Below are 16,085 nucleotides of genomic sequence, written 5' to 3' on the forward strand. Positions count from 1 at the left end.
TCGACCTTCTCGATCGACGTCGACACGGCCAGCTATTCCAACGTCCGCCGTTTCATCGACGAGGGCCGGGCGCCGCCCGCCGATGCGGTCCGGGTCGAGGAGCTGATCAACTATTTCGACTATGGCTACGACCGGCCGACCTCGGCGACGCAGCCGTTCGCCATCACCACGGCGGTGACCGACTCGCCCTGGGCGCCGGGGCGGCAGATCGTCCATGTCGCCCTGCAGGGCTATGAACTGCCCGAGGCAGAGCGTCGGCCCTTGAACCTGACCTTCCTCGTCGATGTCTCGGGCTCGATGGGCAGCCCGGACAAGCTGGCGCTGGCGCAGAAGTCGATGAACCTGATCATCGACCGGCTGCGGCCGCAGGATACGGCGGCGGTGACCTTCTACGCCGAGGGGGCGGGCACGCGGCTGGCCCCGACGCCGGGCGACCAGAAGCTGAAGCTGCGCTGCGCCGTGGCCAGTCTGTACGCCTCGGGCGGCACCGCCGGCGCGACCGGCATGACCAACGCCTATGATCAGGCGCAGGCCAATTTCGCCCGCGACCGGGTCAACCGCATCCTGATGTTCACCGACGGCGACTTCAACGTCGGCGTCACCGACAACCTGCGGCTGGAAGACTATGTCGAGGCCAAGCGCGAAACCGGCATCTATCTGTCGGTCTATGGCTTCGGACGCGGCAACTACCAGGACGCGCGGATGCAGACGATCGCCCAGGCCGGCAACGGCACGGCGGCCTATATCGACGACCTGAACGAGGCGCGGCGGCTGTTCGGTCCGGCCTTTGACCGGGGGGCCTTCCCCATCGCCGACGACGTCAAGATCCAGGTCGAGTTCAACCCGGCGCGGGTCAGCGAATACCGGCTGATCGGCTATGAGACCCGGTTGCTGAACGAGGCCGATTTCAACAACGACCGCGTCGACGCCGGCGAGGTCGGTTCGGGGGCGTCGGTGACGGCCCTCTATGAGATCACCCCGGTGGGCGGCCCCAGCCAGATGGGCGAGCGCCGCTATCCCGAGAACCGCAACAGCCTCGGCGTCGGCGGCGGCGATCCGGACGGCGAGGTGGGCTTTGTGCAGGTCCGGTTCAAACTGCCGGGGGAACGCGACTCGCAGTTGATGCAGCGGGTGCTGGCGAACGCGCCCAACCTCAGCGCCGCGAGGGCGCAACCGCCGGAGAGCACGCGCTGGGCCATCGCCGTGGCCGCCTTCGGCCAGCGACTGCGTGGTGATCCGTGGCTGGGCGACGGCTTCGACTGGGATGCCGTGATGGAACAGGCGCAGGGAGCGCGCGGCGAGGATCCGTATGGGGAACGGGCGGAGTTCGTGCAGATGATCCGGGCGGCGCAGGGATTGCCGGCGCGGGCGGCGCCGTAGGGATCTGGTCCGGTCCTTGTCATCCCGGACGCCGCGACGCGGCGATCCGGGACGGCAGGGGCCAACAGTCTGACCTCCCGGAAATCGCGAAGCGGTTATCCGGGAGACAGGCGGGCGTCACACTTCGGCCCGACCCTTCTCCCGGATAGCTGCTGCCGCAGCTTCCGGGAGGCTGAAATTCTTGCCTTGACCGTCCCGGCTCTTCGCTTCGCTTCGGCCGGGATGACAAGGGGCCGGAGCCCGCGGCGAGCGCTTTTCGGACGCGGTTGAGCAACCCCTCTCCCAACGGAAGAGGGAAGCCGTCATGATTACCCCGTGACTGAAACCCTCTCGCCGAAGACCGCCCGCCGCATCGCCCTGGCCGCCCAGGGGTTCGGGCGAGCGCAGCCCGCCGCTCCGGGCCGCAGCCATGTCCGGGATGTCGCGCGGCGGCTGGGGGTGATCCAGATCGACAGCGTCAATGTGGTGACGCGGACCCACTATATGCCCGGCTTCTCACGGCTGGGCGACTATCCGCGCGAGGCGCTGGAGACCGAGGCCTGGAGCGCGCGGCGGGGGCTGTTCGAATACTGGGGGCACGAGGCCTCGCTGCTGCCGCTGGAGATGCAGCCGCTGCTGCGCTGGCGGATGGAGCGGGCGAGGGGCGGGGCCATGTGGACCGGCCTGTCGCGGTTCGGGCGCGAAAAGGGCGACTATATCGAGGGGGTGTTGGCCGAGATCGAACGGCGCGGCCCGGTCACGGGCGCAGACTTCGCGACAGGGCCGCGTGGGGCGCCGGGCTGGTGGTCCTGGTCGGACGGCAAGCGGGCGCTGGAGTGGCTGTTCTGGGCCGGGCTGATCACCACGAAAACGCGGAACGGGTTCGAGCGGGTCTATGACCTGACCGAACGCGCCCTGCCCGCGCGGATCATCGACCTGCCGACGCCGACCGAGGCGGACGCCCAGCGCGAGCTGGTGCGGATCTCGGCGCGGGCCATGGGGGTGGCGACGGCGGCGGACCTGAGGGACTATTTCCGGCTGCCGCTGGCCGATGCGCGGGAGCGGGTGGCGGAGCTGGTCGAGGCGGGGGAGCTGACGCCGGTCTCGGTGAAGGGCTGGCGGCATCCGGCGTATCTGGCGGCCGGGGCGAAGACGCCGCGCAAGGTCGCGGGCGCGGCCCTGCTGTCGCCGTTCGACAATCTGATCTGGACCCGCGACCGGACCGAGCGGCTGTTCGGGGTCAAGGTACGGCTGGAGATCTACACGCCGGCGCACAAGCGGGCGCATGGCTACTATGTGCTGCCTTTCCTGGAGGACGAGGCGATCACGGCGCGGGTCGATCTGAAGTCGGATCGCAAGGCCGGGACGCTGCTGGTGCAGGCGGCCTGGCGTGAGCCGGACGCGACACCCGAGACGGCCGCGCGGCTCGCGACGGAGCTGCGGCGGATGGCGGGGTGGCTGGGGCTCGAGCGGGTCGAGGTAGTGGGGAAGGGCGATCTGGCGGGGGCGTTGGCGGACGCGCTGTGAGGGGACCAGGGATTAGGGATGAGGGATTAGGGATTAGGGTCAGGTCGTCTTTTGCAGTCCGCTCCCTGGTCCCTAATCCCTAATCCCTAATCCCTAATCCCTAATCCCTAGACGTCGAACTTCACCCCTTGCGCCAGCGGCAGCTCGCGGCTGAAATTCACCGTCTGGGTCTGGCGGCGCATATAGGCCTTCCAGGCGTCGGAGCCCGACTCGCGGCCGCCGCCGGTGTCCTTCTCGCCGCCGAAGGCCCCGCCGATCTCGGCGCCCGAGGGGCCGATGTTGACGTTGGCGATGCCGCAGTCCGAGCCCCAGGCGGAGAGGAAGGCTTCCGCCTCGCGAACGCTGTCTGTGAAGACGCAGGAGCTCAGGCCCTGCGGCACCGCGTTCTGCATGGCGACGGCTGCGTCGAAGTCCGACCAGGTCAGGACATACAGGATGGGGGCGAAGGTCTCGTGCTCGACCACTGCTGTCTGGGCCGGCATGCGGACAATGGCGGGGCGGACGTAGACGCCCTCACGCTCGACGCGGTCGCCGCCGACAACGATCTGGCCACCCTGTTCGACGGCCTGGGCGAGCGCGGTCTCGAAGCCGTGGGCCGAGGCGTCGTCGATCAGGGGGCCGATCAGGACGCCGTCCGCGCGCGGGTCGCCGATGGGCAGGGTCTCATAGGCTGCCTTCAGGCGGGCGATCAGGCCGTCGGCGATGCTCTCATGAACCAGCAGGCGGCGCAGGGTGGTGCAGCGCTGGCCACAGGTGCCGACGGCGGAGAAGGCGATGGCGCGGACGGCCATGTCGAGGTCGGCGCTGGGCGTCACGATCATGGCGTTGTTGCCGCCGAGCTCCAGCAGGGAGCGCCCGAGACGAGCAGCGACGGTCTGGGCCACGGCGCGGCCCATGCGGGTCGAGCCGGTGGCGGAGACCAGCGGAATGCGCGGGTCGGCGGCGAGGGCCTCGCCGGCTTCGCGGCCGCCGATAACCAGCTGTGACAGGCCTTCGGGGGCGTCTCCGAAGCGGGCGATGGCGCGGTCGAGGATGGCGTGGGTGGCGAGGGCGGTCAGGGGCGTCTTCTCCGACGGCTTCCAGATCACCGGATCGCCGCAGACGAGGGCGAGGCAGGCGTTCCAGGCCCAGACGGCGACCGGGAAGTTGAAGGCCGAAATGACCAGCACCGGGCCCAGCGGCTGGTACGTTTCGCGCATGTGGTGGCCGGGGCGTTCGGAGGCGATGGTCAGGCCGTAGATCTGGCGCGACAGGCCGACGGCGAAGTCGCAGATGTCGATCATCTCCTGCACCTCGCCGAGGCCCTCGGAGACGATCTTGCCGGCTTCGAGGGTGACCAGACGGGCAAGGTCGTCCTTTGAGGCGCGCAGCTCCTCGCCCAGCAGCCGGACCAGTTCGCCGCGGCGGGGGGCGGGGAGGCGTTTCCACTGATGGAAGGCGGCGGTCGCGCGATCGGCGACGGCGTCGAGATCAGGCGTTTCAGCCACGCGGCCGGCGACCGAGCCGTCGATGGGCGAGCGGGCCTCGAACCCGTCGGAGCTCCACACGGACGCAGGCACGCCCAGGCGGGTCAGGATGTCACGGCTCTCGGCGGCGGCGGTCGGCGGGGTGGTCATGGGCGGGCTCCGGCTGGCTCGCGCGGCTTAGCGGGACCGCAGCCAAAGCGAAAGGGCCGCCCCGTCGCCGGGGCGGCCCTCTGTTGCCGCAGCGAACCCTACCAGCGGTCGCGGCGATCCTCGCGGAGCATGGCCTGGACGCGATCCAGGCGGTAGCTCAGATCCGCGTATTCACGGCGGCTCAGGCCATCACGGGCGTAGCGCCATTCCAGCCGACGATACTCGTCCATTTGCCACGATAGCTGGCGGGCCTCACGCCGGCTGATGCGACCGTTGTACTCAAGACGGTCGATGCGACGTTCAATCCTCTGGGCGCGAGCCTGCAGCTCACGGCCGTGGCCGTAGCCCGGGCCTCGGCCGTAGTCATGGGACTGACCGTATCCCGACGAGCCGAAACTGATGGAAAGGGCGGCGTTCTGGGCCAGCGCCGGGGTGGCCATCATGACCGCCGACGCCGCCAGCGTGGAAAGCAGGGCCTTCCGGATCATGGCGGTCTTCATTGTCGTAATCCTCTGGTTCAGGCCCGGGAAGGACCATGGACGCAGGAGACCACGGGTGCCCTGACGCGAGCCTGAGGACGCTGTTGTCTGACAGTCAGCTTCCTGAACCGGAACCGGGGTAGGCGCCGGGGGTTTTGACAGCAGCCCCACCCATGGAGAATCCCCGATGAAAGTTCGCGACGTGATGAGCAAGGACGTGCAGGTGGCCCGCCCCGGCGACACCTTGCAGGACGTGGCCGCACGGATGAGCGCCGGCGATTTCGGCTTCATGCCGGTGGCGGACGGCGACCGGCTGATCGGTACGATCACTGATCGGGACATCACGGTCCGGGCCGTGGCCGGCGGCGCCGCCTGCACCTCGCCGGTGGTGGAATACATCAGCCGCGAGCCCCAGACCGCCTATGCCGACGACGATCTGAAGACCGTGCTGGACGCCATGGGTTCCAAGCAGATCCGCCGCCTGCCGGTGCTGGACAAGGACCAGCGTCTGGTCGGGGTGGTGTCGCTGGGCGACCTGTCCACGCGGGTGAAGGAAAAATACGCCGGCGAGGCGCTGGAAGACATCTCCCGCGCCTGACCGGGGCGGGCGTTAAGGCCCGCTTCACCCTTTCGCCAAACCGCGCGTTCATCCCGCCATGAGAGGGTTCCCGTCGAATACGGGAGACGCCGATGGCGCGCGCGCAGTTCCAGAAGGGACAGAAGGTCTGGGTCGAATGCGTCGGTGCATGGGCCCAGATCGAAAAGGTCCAGCCCGTCTGGGCGAAGGGCTTCGAGGAGCCGGTCCGTGTCACCTATGACGTCGGACTGGGCCGCGAATTCCTCGGTCACGAACTGCTGTTGCCGAGCGAGGACCCGGCCGCCAACGCCGGCGAAACCTGGCGCCTGATGCGGGCCCGGAACAAATGGCAGACCGCCGAAGACTGTCCACACCACCCCTTCCCCGGCACCTATCCCGTGGTGGTGACCGACAAGGCGGACTGGGGCGGCTGGCGCGTGCCCGGCGCTGAATACGACCGCGACCCCGACCAGATCGAATTCCAGGCCCGGCTGATCGCCGCCGCGCCGCGCCTGATGGCGCTGGCCGAGCGACTCGCCGCCTCGGTCGATGAGGCCCCGGAAGACGCGCCGCCCGAGATGGTGGCCTTGGCCCGCGAGGCTAGGACCGTACTGAAGTCGGTCAAGGACGTGCTGACCTCGTCCGCCGATGCCGCCGCCGCGGCCGCGCCACGGGAATCGCAGGCGGCCTGAACCCGGCTGCGCGACAAAAGGTTGATGATTTCTAACCAAGCCTCGACAGGAATCCGCGACGCAGCCTAGATTCGCCGCTCGTCGTCGAATCCTTGGGGAGAGCGCCTTGCGGGGTGAAGAGCGCCGCATAACCAGCGAGGGGCGGCGCACGGCGGACCGGCGCAAGGGCCCGCCGCCATGGTTGCGGATCGCCATACTGACCGTAACGCTGGCGGTGGCCGCCTATGTTCTGCTGTTCGCTCGCGAGATGGCGCGGCCCGGCCATGAGGCCGACGCGCTGAGGCTGACGGCGGTGGACCGCGAAGCCCGGCTTCTGGCGCTTGAGATTGAGACGCGGGTGGGTCCGGTCGAGGCCGCGGTTCGGGCGGGCGCGGCGGCCGGCCAGCCGCGGATCGCCGTCGAGCGCGCCCGGGCCGCCGCGCCCGGCCGTGCCTTTGCCGTACTCGCGGCCGACGGTCGGGTGCTGGCGGCGGCGGGCGACAACCATCGCGCCTTCGCCGCCGCGGACGGACGGCCCCGGCTTTCCGCTGACGGCCGCGCCATCCTCGTTTCCAGAGAGCTTGCGGACGGCAGCCGGATCGTCGGTCGCGCGCCACTGCCGTCGCTGGCGCGTCGTGAAGGCGTTGACCTGTGGGTGCTGTCCGGACCCGCCGCCGTCCTGGCCGGCGCGCAGACCGACAGCGCGGTCCTGGGTCTGGCTGCGATCCCGGTTGAAGCGGACGGGCGGGGTGTGACCCTGACATCGGGAGAGCAGTCGATACGCCGGACCGCCGTGCCGATTGGCGGAACGGGCCTTATCGCCCTGGCCTCGACACGGGTGCATACCGGCGCCGACGCGCTTCTGGACGATGCATGGGTCTTGACCGCGCCGGTCGGCATCGGCGCCTTCGTGGTCCTGCTGGTTCTTCTGATGCAGCGCCGTCAGCAGGGCATCAGCCGGGCATGGGCGGCGTCCGAGCGGCGCTTCCGCGGCGCTGTCGAGGCGGCGCGCTGCGGCGTCTGGGAATGGGATACCGAGACGGAACAGGTCACGGTGTCGGACTATATGGCCGAGCTGATGGGTCTGGACCGCAGCGGGCCGGTTCCGTCCGACGAGATCCTGGCCCGGATTCACCCACGTTATCATGATGCGGTCCTGCACGCGCTGCGTCAGGCCCAGACCTTCGGCGACTTCGATGTCAGCTTTCCTGTCCCCGACGCCCAGGGCCGCGCGCGCTGGATCGACGCACGGGGTCAGGCGCGCGGTGACCGCGGCGATGACGGCTTCACCAGCGTGCTCGGCGTCGCACTGGACACCACCGAAGCCCGTCGCGCCAAGGCCCAGGCCCAGGCCGCCGAGAGCCGGCTGCGCGACGGCATCGAGAGCGTGTCGGACGCCTTCGTGCTGTTCGACAAACATGGCCGGCTGATCCTGTCGAACCAGGCGTTCCAGGACGCCTTCGCCTTCGAGCCCGGCGTCTTGCGTCGCGGCGTGTTCAAACAGGATCTGAACCAGATCGCCGCCCTCGCCATCAAGTCGGACCAGCCGGCTGCGGGCGGACGCGCCGGTGCGCGGGAGATCGAGCTGCATGACGGGCGCTGGCTGCAGCTGATCGAGCGGTTCACCTCGGATGGCGGCTCGGTCGTAACGGCGGCCGACATCACAGCGATCAAGCAGAAGGAAGCCGAGCGCCAGCGCGCCACCGAGCGGCTGCACGTGACCATCACCGAACTGGAGGACCGCGAGGAGAAGCTGTCGCTGCTGGCGCGGAAATACGAAGTCGCGATGACCCGGGCCGAGGCCGCAAACCAGGCCAAGTCCGAGTTCCTGGCCAATATGAGCCATGAGCTGCGCACGCCGCTGAACGCCATCAACGGCTTCTCCGAGATCATGGCCGGCGAGATGTTCGGGCCGCTGGGCGATCCGAAATACAAGGGTTACGCCGCCGACATCCTGAAGTCGGGCCAGCACCTGCTGTCGCTGATCAACGACGTCCTCGACATGGCCAAGATCGAGGCCGGCAAGCTGACGCTGCACTATGAGACCGTGTCGCTGAAGGAGGTCGTCGACGACGCCGCCCGGCTGATGCGGGGCAAGATCGAGGAGGCCGGTCTGAACCTGCTGGTCGATGCGCCGGACCTGCCCGAGATCGAGGCCGACTATCGCGGCCTGAAACAGGTGGTGCTGAACCTGATCTCGAACGCCGTGAAATTCACGCCCGAGGGTGGCCATATCGTCGTGGCCATCTCACGCGAGGACGACGAGCGGCTGAGGGTGGCGGTCACCGATACCGGCATCGGCATCGCCGCCGAGGACCTGAAGCGACTGGCCCGGCCGTTCGAACAGGTCGAGGGCCAGCACTCCAAGACGACCCAGGGCACCGGCCTCGGTCTGGCCCTGACCAAGTCGCTGATCGAACTTCACGGCGGCGCCCTGACCATCGAGAGCGAGCCGGGCCGCGGCACGACCGTGGGCTTCGACATTCCGATCCGGCGACCGGGGCAGCCGGTGAAGACGCAACCTGCCCCGGCGCAGGCGCGCGCAGCCTGAGATCAGGTCGAGGGCGTCGCCTTGGGCGGTTCAGCCCGGGGGTACCGGCCATCCCGATCGCGGCTGGCGGCGCGGCCCTTGCGGGTCAGGATTTCCGACAACGCTCGCCGATCATCCGGCTCCAGGGTCGCCAGCAGGGCGACGGCGTCGGCCTCCAGCCGCGCGCGACCGCGGATCTCGGCCTTCCGGGATTCCTCCAGCAGCGCGGCGGCGCGGGCGGCGTCGAAGGTCGCGGACCGCCCCATCTCGACAGCCTCACGCCGCTTCTGCCGCGCCTCCTCGAAATCGGGCCGGGCCGCCAGCGCCGACGCGCGCAGCGCATCACGCACTCGCTCGCGGACCGCGGGATCGAGTTGATCGACCAGCCGCATCGGCGAACCCGCGCGGGCCGGGCGGTGCTGGGCCTCGACCCGGTCCTCGACCTGGGCGCGGGTGACGAGCAGGGTCGCGCCCGCCGCCACACCGAACAGGTTCAGCGCCACCGAGCCGATGAGGGCGAGCTTCAGGGCCTTGGGGCTCATCCCAGCACCTCGGCATCGTCCACGCCGAGCAGGGAGGCCTGATAGAGGATGGCCTCGGCCTGGGCATCGGCGGTCAGCCAGGTGGTCATCATGACGCCCGCGACGATACCGGCGCAGGCGGCCGCGGCCCAGCCCGCGCCGAGCGTCAGCACCAGCCGATCGAGCCAGCGGCGGCCCTCGCGACGCGCCTTCAGCCCCGCCCCGGCGGCCGAGGCGATGACCCGGTCGCGCAGGGCCATGGACGGATGAGCCACGCGGGAGGCGTGCAGCAGGGCGTCCGCTGCGTCCGCCTCGGCCAGGGCCGGGGCGGCGGCGTGCGGTTCGGCGGCGGCGAAGGCCTGGGCCGCCGCGCGTTCAGCCTCGGGCCAGCGCCGTGCATCGGCGCCATAGGCGGCGACCAGGGCGAGGAACCGTTCCGACGTCATCACAGTCATGCTCCTTCAGCACCCGGCCGGATATCGGCCAGGGCCTGTCTCAACGCCCGTCGCCCACGCGACAACAGGCTCTCCAGCGCGTCCACACTGACCTCCATCAGGGCCGCGGCCTCGATATTGGTCAGCTCCTGATAGTGACACAGGACAATGGCCTCGCGCTGACGGTCGGGCAGCCGGGCCAGGGCCGCATCGACCCGTACGCCCACATCCGCCGCCAGCAATCCCCGATCCGGCGCGGGGCCGGTGTCGGGCCGGTCCGGCGGCGTCGCCGTAACCGTCTCTCGCCGTCGCCGCAGCCGGTCGTAGCAGAGGTTCAGCCCGACCCGGTGCAGCCAGGTGTCGAACTTGGCCTGACCGGGCGTCCACCGCGGCGCCTGTTTCCAGGCCCGCAGCATGGCGTCCTGGGCCACGTCCTCCGCCTCGGCCGAATCGCCGAGCATCCGTTGGGCGAGCGCCAGCATGCGCGGCAGCTTGCGCGCCACCATGGCCTGGATCGCCGCCGGGTCGCCCTGACCCACACGGCGCACCAGCTCCTCGTCGGGGTCGGCGATCAGCGCCAATCCGGCCCTCTTCCGTTGCTACCGAAAGGGTCGCCCGGTTCATGACCGCCGTCCCCGACATCATCCTTACTCCGAAGCGGGCGCCTGGGGCGACGCCTGCCGTTGCGCATGATGCGCGGCGCGACGTTCGGTCATGCGCTCGCGGCGATGTTCGCGCATGGCCTGACGGCCGGCGCGGCCCTCGGCGGCAGTGACGAAACCGTCGTTGTCGGCGTCGAGACGGGAGAAAGCCTGTTCCGCACGAGCCTGGACGTCGGCGATGACGACCGGGCCGCGGGCTTCCATCCGGGCCATGCCGTGCTGACCGCGGCCAGGACCGCGATGGGCGCGCATCGGACGGGGACCGCGGTCGGCGCGGGCTCCACGTCCGGCCTCGCGGGCGGCCTCGCGGGCGGCGTCGAACTCGGCGCGGCTGACGGCACCGTCGTCATTCGCGTCCAGGCGGTCGAAGCGGGCGTCCGCGCGGGCGGCCATGCGGGCCTGCATCATGGTGCGGCGCTCATCGGCGGTGACCGACCCGTCGCCATTGGCGTCCATCGCGGTCAGGCGCTGGACGCGCTGTCCGACGAACTCGGCCCGGCTAAGTCGGCTGTCGCCGTCCGTGTCGGCGCGCATGGGCCGGGCCGGAGCCTGCTGGGCGACGGCGACGCCGGCCGAGGCCAGCATGAGGGCGGCCAGGCCGCCGACGAGAAGGGTCTTGTGCATCTTGATGATCTCCATGGCCGCCCGACGCGGCCTCAGTCCCTGTCTGGAGAGTGAAACGGGGCTGGCCTCAGTCTCCGTCGCGCGGCGGCGGCAGAACCGATTCGAAAGCGGCGCGGGCGGCGATCCGGATCTCGGTCAGGCGGGTCTTCAGGGTGTCGAAATCGGGCAGCTCGGCCGCCTCGGCGAGACGACGCTGGAAGCCCCCGGGTTCCTGTTCGGGGCCCGGCTTGTCGTCGAAGGCCGCACTGAAAACCTGCCCCAGCGCCTGCTGCAGCCGCCACGCTTCGGCCAGGGCGGGTTCGGCCGCGAGCGCTTCGAGGGTCGAGACGGTGAGTGGGCCGCCCTCCGCGGCGGCCTTCAGCTGATGCACCTGGGCTACGAACTCGGCGTCGACCTGACCGCCCGGCGCGAGCTTGAGGTCCCACGCCCCCTGCCCCGGCCGCTCGCGCGCCATCAGGTCGCGCATCCGGCGGGCGTCGGCGGCGATGTCCACGCCCGGGCGGGGTCGGCGCAGGATGGCCTCCAGCGCCGCAGTGGCCCGCTCACCGAAAGCCGGATCATCGGTCCAGACCACCCGTGCGCGGGTCAGGGCCATGAACTCCCAGGTGTCGGCCTCGGTCGCATAATAGTCCTCGACCGCCGACAGTCGTAGCGACACCGGTCCCTTGGCCGCGCCGGGCCGCAATCGCATGTCGACCTCATACAGCCCGCCCTCGGCCGTATGCGCCGACAGGGCTGCGATCAGCCGCTGGGTGAAACGGGAATAGAAGACGCCCGCGGCCCAGCCCTTGCCCTCGGACGCGGCCTCGGGCGGGGCGTCATAGAGGGTCATCAGGTCGAGGTCGGAGCTCGCGGTCATCTCGCGCGACCCGGCCTTGCCGAGCGCGACCACCGCGACCGCGCCGCCGGGGAGAACCCCGCCCTGACGCACAGCCTCGGCCATGGCGGCGGGGGCCAAGGCGTCCATGACCGCGTCGGCCAAAGCCGTGTAGGCGCGGCCCGCCGCCTCGGGCCCCGCGTGGCCGGCGAGGGTCTGGATGCCGATGCGGAACATCTGTTCGCGGTGCACGCGCCGGGCGGCGTCGAGGGCGGTCTCGAAGTCCGGCGCGGCGGCGGCGTCGGCGCGCATCTGGTCGACTAGGCCTGAGTCCTCGTCGATAGCGCGAGCGAAACGGGCGTCCATCATACTGTCCAGCGCGGCGGGATAGCGCCCGAGCGTGCGCGCCAGCCGGGGGGCGAAGGCCATGACGCCGACGACGAGGTCGAACAGTTTCGGCTGGGCCAGGAACAGGGCCTGGACCTGCACACCGCTGTTCAGGCCGGCGAAGAAGACGGCGAACCGGCGGAAGGCGGCGTCAGCCGCGCCGGTGTCGGCCAGGGCCGTCAGCAGGCGGGGCGCCAGGCGGGTGAACAGTTCGCGCCCCCGCGCCGACCGCGTCGCCGGGATGCGGCCGTGGTGCCAGCTGCGGATGGTGTCGGCGATCGTGCCCGGCTCGGTGAACCCCATCCGCTCCAGCGTCGCCAGGGTCTCCGGGTCGTTCTCGACGCCTGTGAAGACCAGCGAGCCATAGGGCGAGGACAGGGCCTCCTCGCCCTCGAACAGTTCGCCATAGGTCCGGTTGACCCCGACCAGCAGGGCCTCGACGCTGTGGTCGAAGGCGGCCAGATCGCCCTCGCCCGCCAGCGCCGCCACAGCCGCACGCCGCCCGGAGTCGGCCGGCAGGATGTGGGTCTGTTCGTCGTCGAGCATCTGCACGCGATGTTCGAGGCCGCGCAGGGCGGCATAGGCCGCGGTCAGGTCGACGCAGACCTCGGGGCTGACATGGCCGGAGTCGCGCAGGGCGGCGAGGGCGTCGACGGTGCGGGGGCTGCGCAGGACGGGATCGCGGCCGCCGAGGATCAGCTGCTGGGTCTGGGCGAAGAATTCGATCTCGCGGATGCCGCCCCGGCCCAGTTTCAGATTGGCGCCGGCGGCGTCCATGGCCTCCCCGGTCTTGTGCACGTGGATCTGGCGCTTGATCGACTGGATGTCGAGGATGGCCGGATAGTCGAGGCTGCGGCGCCAGATGAAGGGTCTCAGCGCCTTGACGAAGTCGGCCCCGGCGGAGAGGTCGCCGACCACCGGCCGGGCCTTGATAAAGGCCGCCCGTTCCCAGTTCTGGCCGACGCTTTCGTAATAGGCGAGCGCCATCGGGGCGGCGACCACTGGCGGGGTGGACGACGGGTCGGGCCGCAGCCGCAGGTCGAAGCGGAAGACATAGCCGTCGCCGGTCCGCTCCTGCATCAGCGACGCCAGGGCATGGGCGGCGCGGTCGCAGAATTTCTGCGGTTCGACCCCCTCTGCCAGGGCGCTCTGCAGCGCCTCAGGCTCCCAGAACAGGCTGATGTCGATGTCGGAGGAATAGTTGAGCTCGAAGGCGCCGTGTTTGCCCATGGCCAGGCCGAACAGGCCGGGGATGGGGCCGCGCGGGTCGTCGGCGGCGGACACCAGCTTGCCCCGCTCGCGCTGGTCGTGGGCCACGGCCCGCAAGGCGGACTGGGTCGAGGCGTCGGCGAAGCGGCTGAGCGCCCCGGTGACGGCGTCCAGATCCCAGGCGCCGCCGAGATCGCACAGGGCCGTCAGCAGGTGCAGTTCGGCCTTCAGCCAGCGCAGCGGCGCCCGGACCTCGTCGGCGCCGCCGGTCAGGGCGGCTGTGGCTGACAGGATGGCCGCCAGCCGGTCTTCCGGAGTGGCCTCCAGCGTCAGCCGAAGCCGCTCGGGCCAGCGACGCGCCAGCCCCCCCAGATAGGGCGAGGCGGCGAAGACGGGGGCGAGCGCGGACCAGGCGGCTCCCAACGCGTCTGTCCATCCGCCTTCGCGCGCCGCCTCGAACAGACGCTCATGCGTGCGGTCGGCCGCCACCGCGTCGACGACCGGGCCGCAGGGGGCGAGCCTGAGGCCGAGCGAGCCGGTCATTCCGCCGCCGGCAGGACCAGCGCCACGCGCAGGCCGGGGCCGAAGCCACCGTATTCGCCGGGGCCTTCGTCCAGCAGGATGCGGCCGCCGTGGGCCTCCATCACCGCCCCGACCAGCGACAGGCCGAGACCCGAGCCGGCCTCGGTGCGGCTGTTGTCCAGACGCACGAAGCGTTCAATGACCCGTTCGCGGTCTTCCTCGGGGACGCCGGGGCCGGTGTCGGTGACGGAGTATTCGATCTCGCCCGAAGACCGCCGGCGCGCGCGCAGCATCACGGCGCCGCCGGTGGGCGTGTATTTGATGGCGTTGTCGATGATGTTGGCCAGGGCCTGTGCCAGGAAGGGCTGATTGCCCTCGATCATCAGGCCGCGCTCGATCTCGGCGGAGAACTCCAGTCCCTTGTCTTCCGAGGCGGGCTCGTAGAGTTCGGCCATGTCGGCGGCCAGATCGGCGGCGTCGAAGACCTTCGGGTCCGGCGTGCGGCCCGCCGCGGCCTGCAGCCGTGCGATGGCCAGGACGGTGTTGAAGGTCTTGAGCAGATTGTCGGCTTCGTCCAGGGCCAGCTGGACAGCGTCGACCCCGTCGATCTTGCCGGCCTCGGCGTCCATCAGGGCCACTTCCAGCTTGGCCCGCATCCGCGTCAGGGGCGAGCGCAGGTCGTGGGCGATGGCGTCTCCGGCGTGGCGGATCGAGGCCATGGACCCCTCCAGCCGCTCCAGCATGGTGTTCAGCCCCGCGCCGAGCTCGTCCAGTTCGTCGCCGGAGTTCCGGACCACGGCCCGGGCCTTGAGGTCGCCTTCCTGCACGGCCGTGACGACCTTGTTCAGCCGGCTCATTGCGCGTTCGAGGTTGCGGCTGACCAGCACGCCTCCGGCCAGGCCCAGCAGCAGCACGATGCCCATGGCGGTCCACAGGGCCTGGGTCAGGCGCGCCAGATAGGCCTCGGTGTCCCCCAGCGACTGGCCGACGAACAGCATGCCGCCGCCTGTCAGCTGCACCTGCACGCCGCGCACCTGCGGCCGGGTGACCCGTCCCTCCACATCGGTGTCGGTGAAGGGGAAGGTGGTCCATTCCTGGGTCTCCTCCATCTCGGCGATCGGGAAGTCCGTCAGGCTGCCGGTGACCTGTGTGCCGTCGGGATTCTTCAGCAGATAGAGGAAGGAGTTGTCGCGCAGGGTGCGGTCGATCAGCGCCCGGTTCAGGGCATCATAGCCGCGCTCCTTGTAGATGCCGGTCAGCACCTGCATCTCCCCGCGCACGTCGCGCTCGGCCTTGGTCCGGGCCTCCGAGGCCGAGGCGAAATAGACCCAGGCCAGGATGGCGCTGGCCGCCGCCGCGAACAGGGCGAGGAACAGCAGCGTCAGCCGGAAGGGTGTGCGCCGTAGGAGGGAGGGGAGTTTCACGGGCTGAAGCTACGGCTCCAGCCGATACCCCGCCCCGCGCACCGTCTGCAGCATGGCGTGGTCGAAGCCCTTGTCGATCTTGGCGCGAAGGCGGCTGATGTGGACGTCGATGACATTGGTCTGGGGGTCGAAATGGTATTCCCAGACCTTCTCCAGCAGCATGGTGCGGGTCACGGACTGGCCGGCGTGACGCATCAGGAATTCCAGCAGCTGGAACTCGCGAGGCTGCAGGTCGATCTCCTTGCCGGCGCGGTGCACGGTGCGGGCGATCAGGTTCATCTCGAGCTCGCCGACCTTGAGCATCGTGGCGACGCTGCCGGACTCGCGGCGGCGCGACAGGGCCTCGACCCGGGCGATCAGCTCGGAGAAGGCATAGGGTTTGACCAGATAGTCGTCGGCGCCGGCGTTCAGCCCGGTGACGCGGTCCTCGACCTCGCCGAGGGCGGACAGGAACAGCACCGGCGTCTGGTCGCCGTCCTTGCGCAGGGTCTCGACCATGCCGATGCCGTCGAGGCGCGGCATCATCCGGTCAACGACATAGACGTCGTAGCCGCCCTTCTGCGCCTCCAGCAGGCCGAAGGCGCCGTCGACGGCGTGGGTCGGCTCGTGCCCGGCCTCGGTCAGTCCCCGCACCATGGCGGTCGCTGCTTCAGCGTCGTCCTCGACCACCAGAATGCGCATGGAATCAGCCCCTCGAACGTGAATCGCCGCCGATGTTAGCGCATC

Annotated in this window: 14 protein-coding genes; 5 read left to right on the forward strand and 9 right to left on the reverse strand. The window is 70.3% G+C overall.

The annotated features are described in order from the left end of the window. Together B3E43_RS10245 and B3E43_RS10250 are read left to right on the forward strand one after the other, a co-directional pair. Positions 1-1,380, forward strand: a 1,380-nt coding sequence (locus B3E43_RS10245) for a vWA domain-containing protein (RefSeq protein ID WP_292029099.1), incomplete at its 5' end; no start/stop codon positions are given. A 315-nt stretch (positions 1,381-1,695) separates the two neighbouring features. Further along, entirely contained in the window at positions 1,696-2,886 is a 1,191-nt protein-coding gene (locus tag B3E43_RS10250) for a winged helix-turn-helix domain-containing protein (protein ID WP_292029101.1), read from the forward strand. 107 nt (positions 2,887-2,993) lie between these two features. Here B3E43_RS10250 and B3E43_RS10255 read toward each other — a convergent pair whose 3' ends face one another. Then, the gene (locus B3E43_RS10255; protein ID WP_292029104.1) at positions 2,994-4,502 is read right to left on the reverse strand and encodes an aldehyde dehydrogenase family protein; all 1,509 of its coding nucleotides are present in this window, start codon (positions 4,500-4,502) and stop codon (positions 2,994-2,996) included. A 98-nt stretch (positions 4,503-4,600) separates the two neighbouring features. After that, complete coding sequence (locus tag B3E43_RS10260) at positions 4,601-5,002, reverse strand: hypothetical protein (protein WP_292029107.1); 402 nt, start codon at positions 5,000-5,002, stop codon at positions 4,601-4,603. 166 nt (positions 5,003-5,168) lie between these two features. On the opposite strand from B3E43_RS10260, the gene B3E43_RS10265 reads away from it, so the two are divergent. The 3 genes from B3E43_RS10265 (at position 5,169) to B3E43_RS10275 (ending at position 8,780) form a co-directional block, all read left to right on the forward strand. After that, on the forward strand, positions 5,169-5,579 hold the full coding sequence (locus tag B3E43_RS10265) for a CBS domain-containing protein (RefSeq protein WP_292029108.1): 411 nt from the start codon (positions 5,169-5,171) through the stop codon (positions 5,577-5,579). 92 nt (positions 5,580-5,671) lie between these two features. Next, complete coding sequence (locus tag B3E43_RS10270; protein WP_292029110.1) at positions 5,672-6,250, forward strand: hypothetical protein; 579 nt, start codon at positions 5,672-5,674, stop codon at positions 6,248-6,250. Between the two features lie 106 nt (positions 6,251-6,356). Then, entirely contained in the window at positions 6,357-8,780 is a 2,424-nt protein-coding gene (locus tag B3E43_RS10275) for a PAS domain-containing sensor histidine kinase (protein WP_292029114.1), read from the forward strand. A gap of 2 nt (positions 8,781-8,782) precedes the next feature. On the opposite strand, the gene B3E43_RS10280 is transcribed toward B3E43_RS10275, so the two are convergent. The 7 genes from B3E43_RS10280 to B3E43_RS10310 form a co-directional block, all read right to left on the reverse strand. Then, a complete protein-coding gene (locus B3E43_RS10280; protein ID WP_292029116.1) occupies positions 8,783-9,301 on the reverse strand; it encodes a periplasmic heavy metal sensor in 519 nt (172 codons plus the stop codon). Beyond that, on the reverse strand, positions 9,298-9,735 hold the full coding sequence (locus tag B3E43_RS10285) for a hypothetical protein (protein WP_292029119.1): 438 nt from the start codon (positions 9,733-9,735) through the stop codon (positions 9,298-9,300). Before B3E43_RS10285 ends, B3E43_RS10280 begins: the two co-directional genes overlap by 4 nt. After that, on the reverse strand, positions 9,732-10,295 hold the full coding sequence (locus B3E43_RS10290; protein WP_292029122.1) for an RNA polymerase sigma factor: 564 nt from the start codon (positions 10,293-10,295) through the stop codon (positions 9,732-9,734). The genes B3E43_RS10285 and B3E43_RS10290 overlap by 4 nt, the downstream gene beginning before the upstream one ends. Positions 10,296-10,361: 66 nt before the next feature. Further along, positions 10,362-11,000 carry an EF-hand domain-containing protein gene (locus tag B3E43_RS10295; RefSeq protein WP_292029124.1) on the reverse strand — a complete coding sequence of 213 codons (639 nt, stop codon included), beginning with the start codon at positions 10,998-11,000 and terminating at the stop codon, positions 10,362-10,364. Between the two features lie 67 nt (positions 11,001-11,067). Then, positions 11,068-13,956, reverse strand: a complete 2,889-nt coding sequence (locus B3E43_RS10300; protein ID WP_292029126.1) for a bifunctional [glutamine synthetase] adenylyltransferase/[glutamine synthetase]-adenylyl-L-tyrosine phosphorylase — start codon at positions 13,954-13,956, stop codon at positions 11,068-11,070. Then, positions 13,953-15,359 carry a sensor histidine kinase gene (locus tag B3E43_RS10305; protein ID WP_292029127.1) on the reverse strand — a complete coding sequence of 469 codons (1,407 nt, stop codon included), beginning with the start codon at positions 15,357-15,359 and terminating at the stop codon, positions 13,953-13,955. The genes B3E43_RS10300 and B3E43_RS10305 overlap by 4 nt, the downstream gene beginning before the upstream one ends. A gap of 9 nt (positions 15,360-15,368) precedes the next feature. Further along, the gene (locus tag B3E43_RS10310; protein ID WP_292029129.1) at positions 15,369-16,040 is read right to left on the reverse strand and encodes a response regulator transcription factor; all 672 of its coding nucleotides are present in this window, start codon (positions 16,038-16,040) and stop codon (positions 15,369-15,371) included. Positions 16,041-16,085 lie beyond the last annotated feature (45 nt).

Origin of the sequence: Brevundimonas sp. UBA2416 (genome assembly GCF_002343105.1) — a bacterium.
Taxonomy (GTDB): domain Bacteria; phylum Pseudomonadota; class Alphaproteobacteria; order Caulobacterales; family Caulobacteraceae; genus Brevundimonas.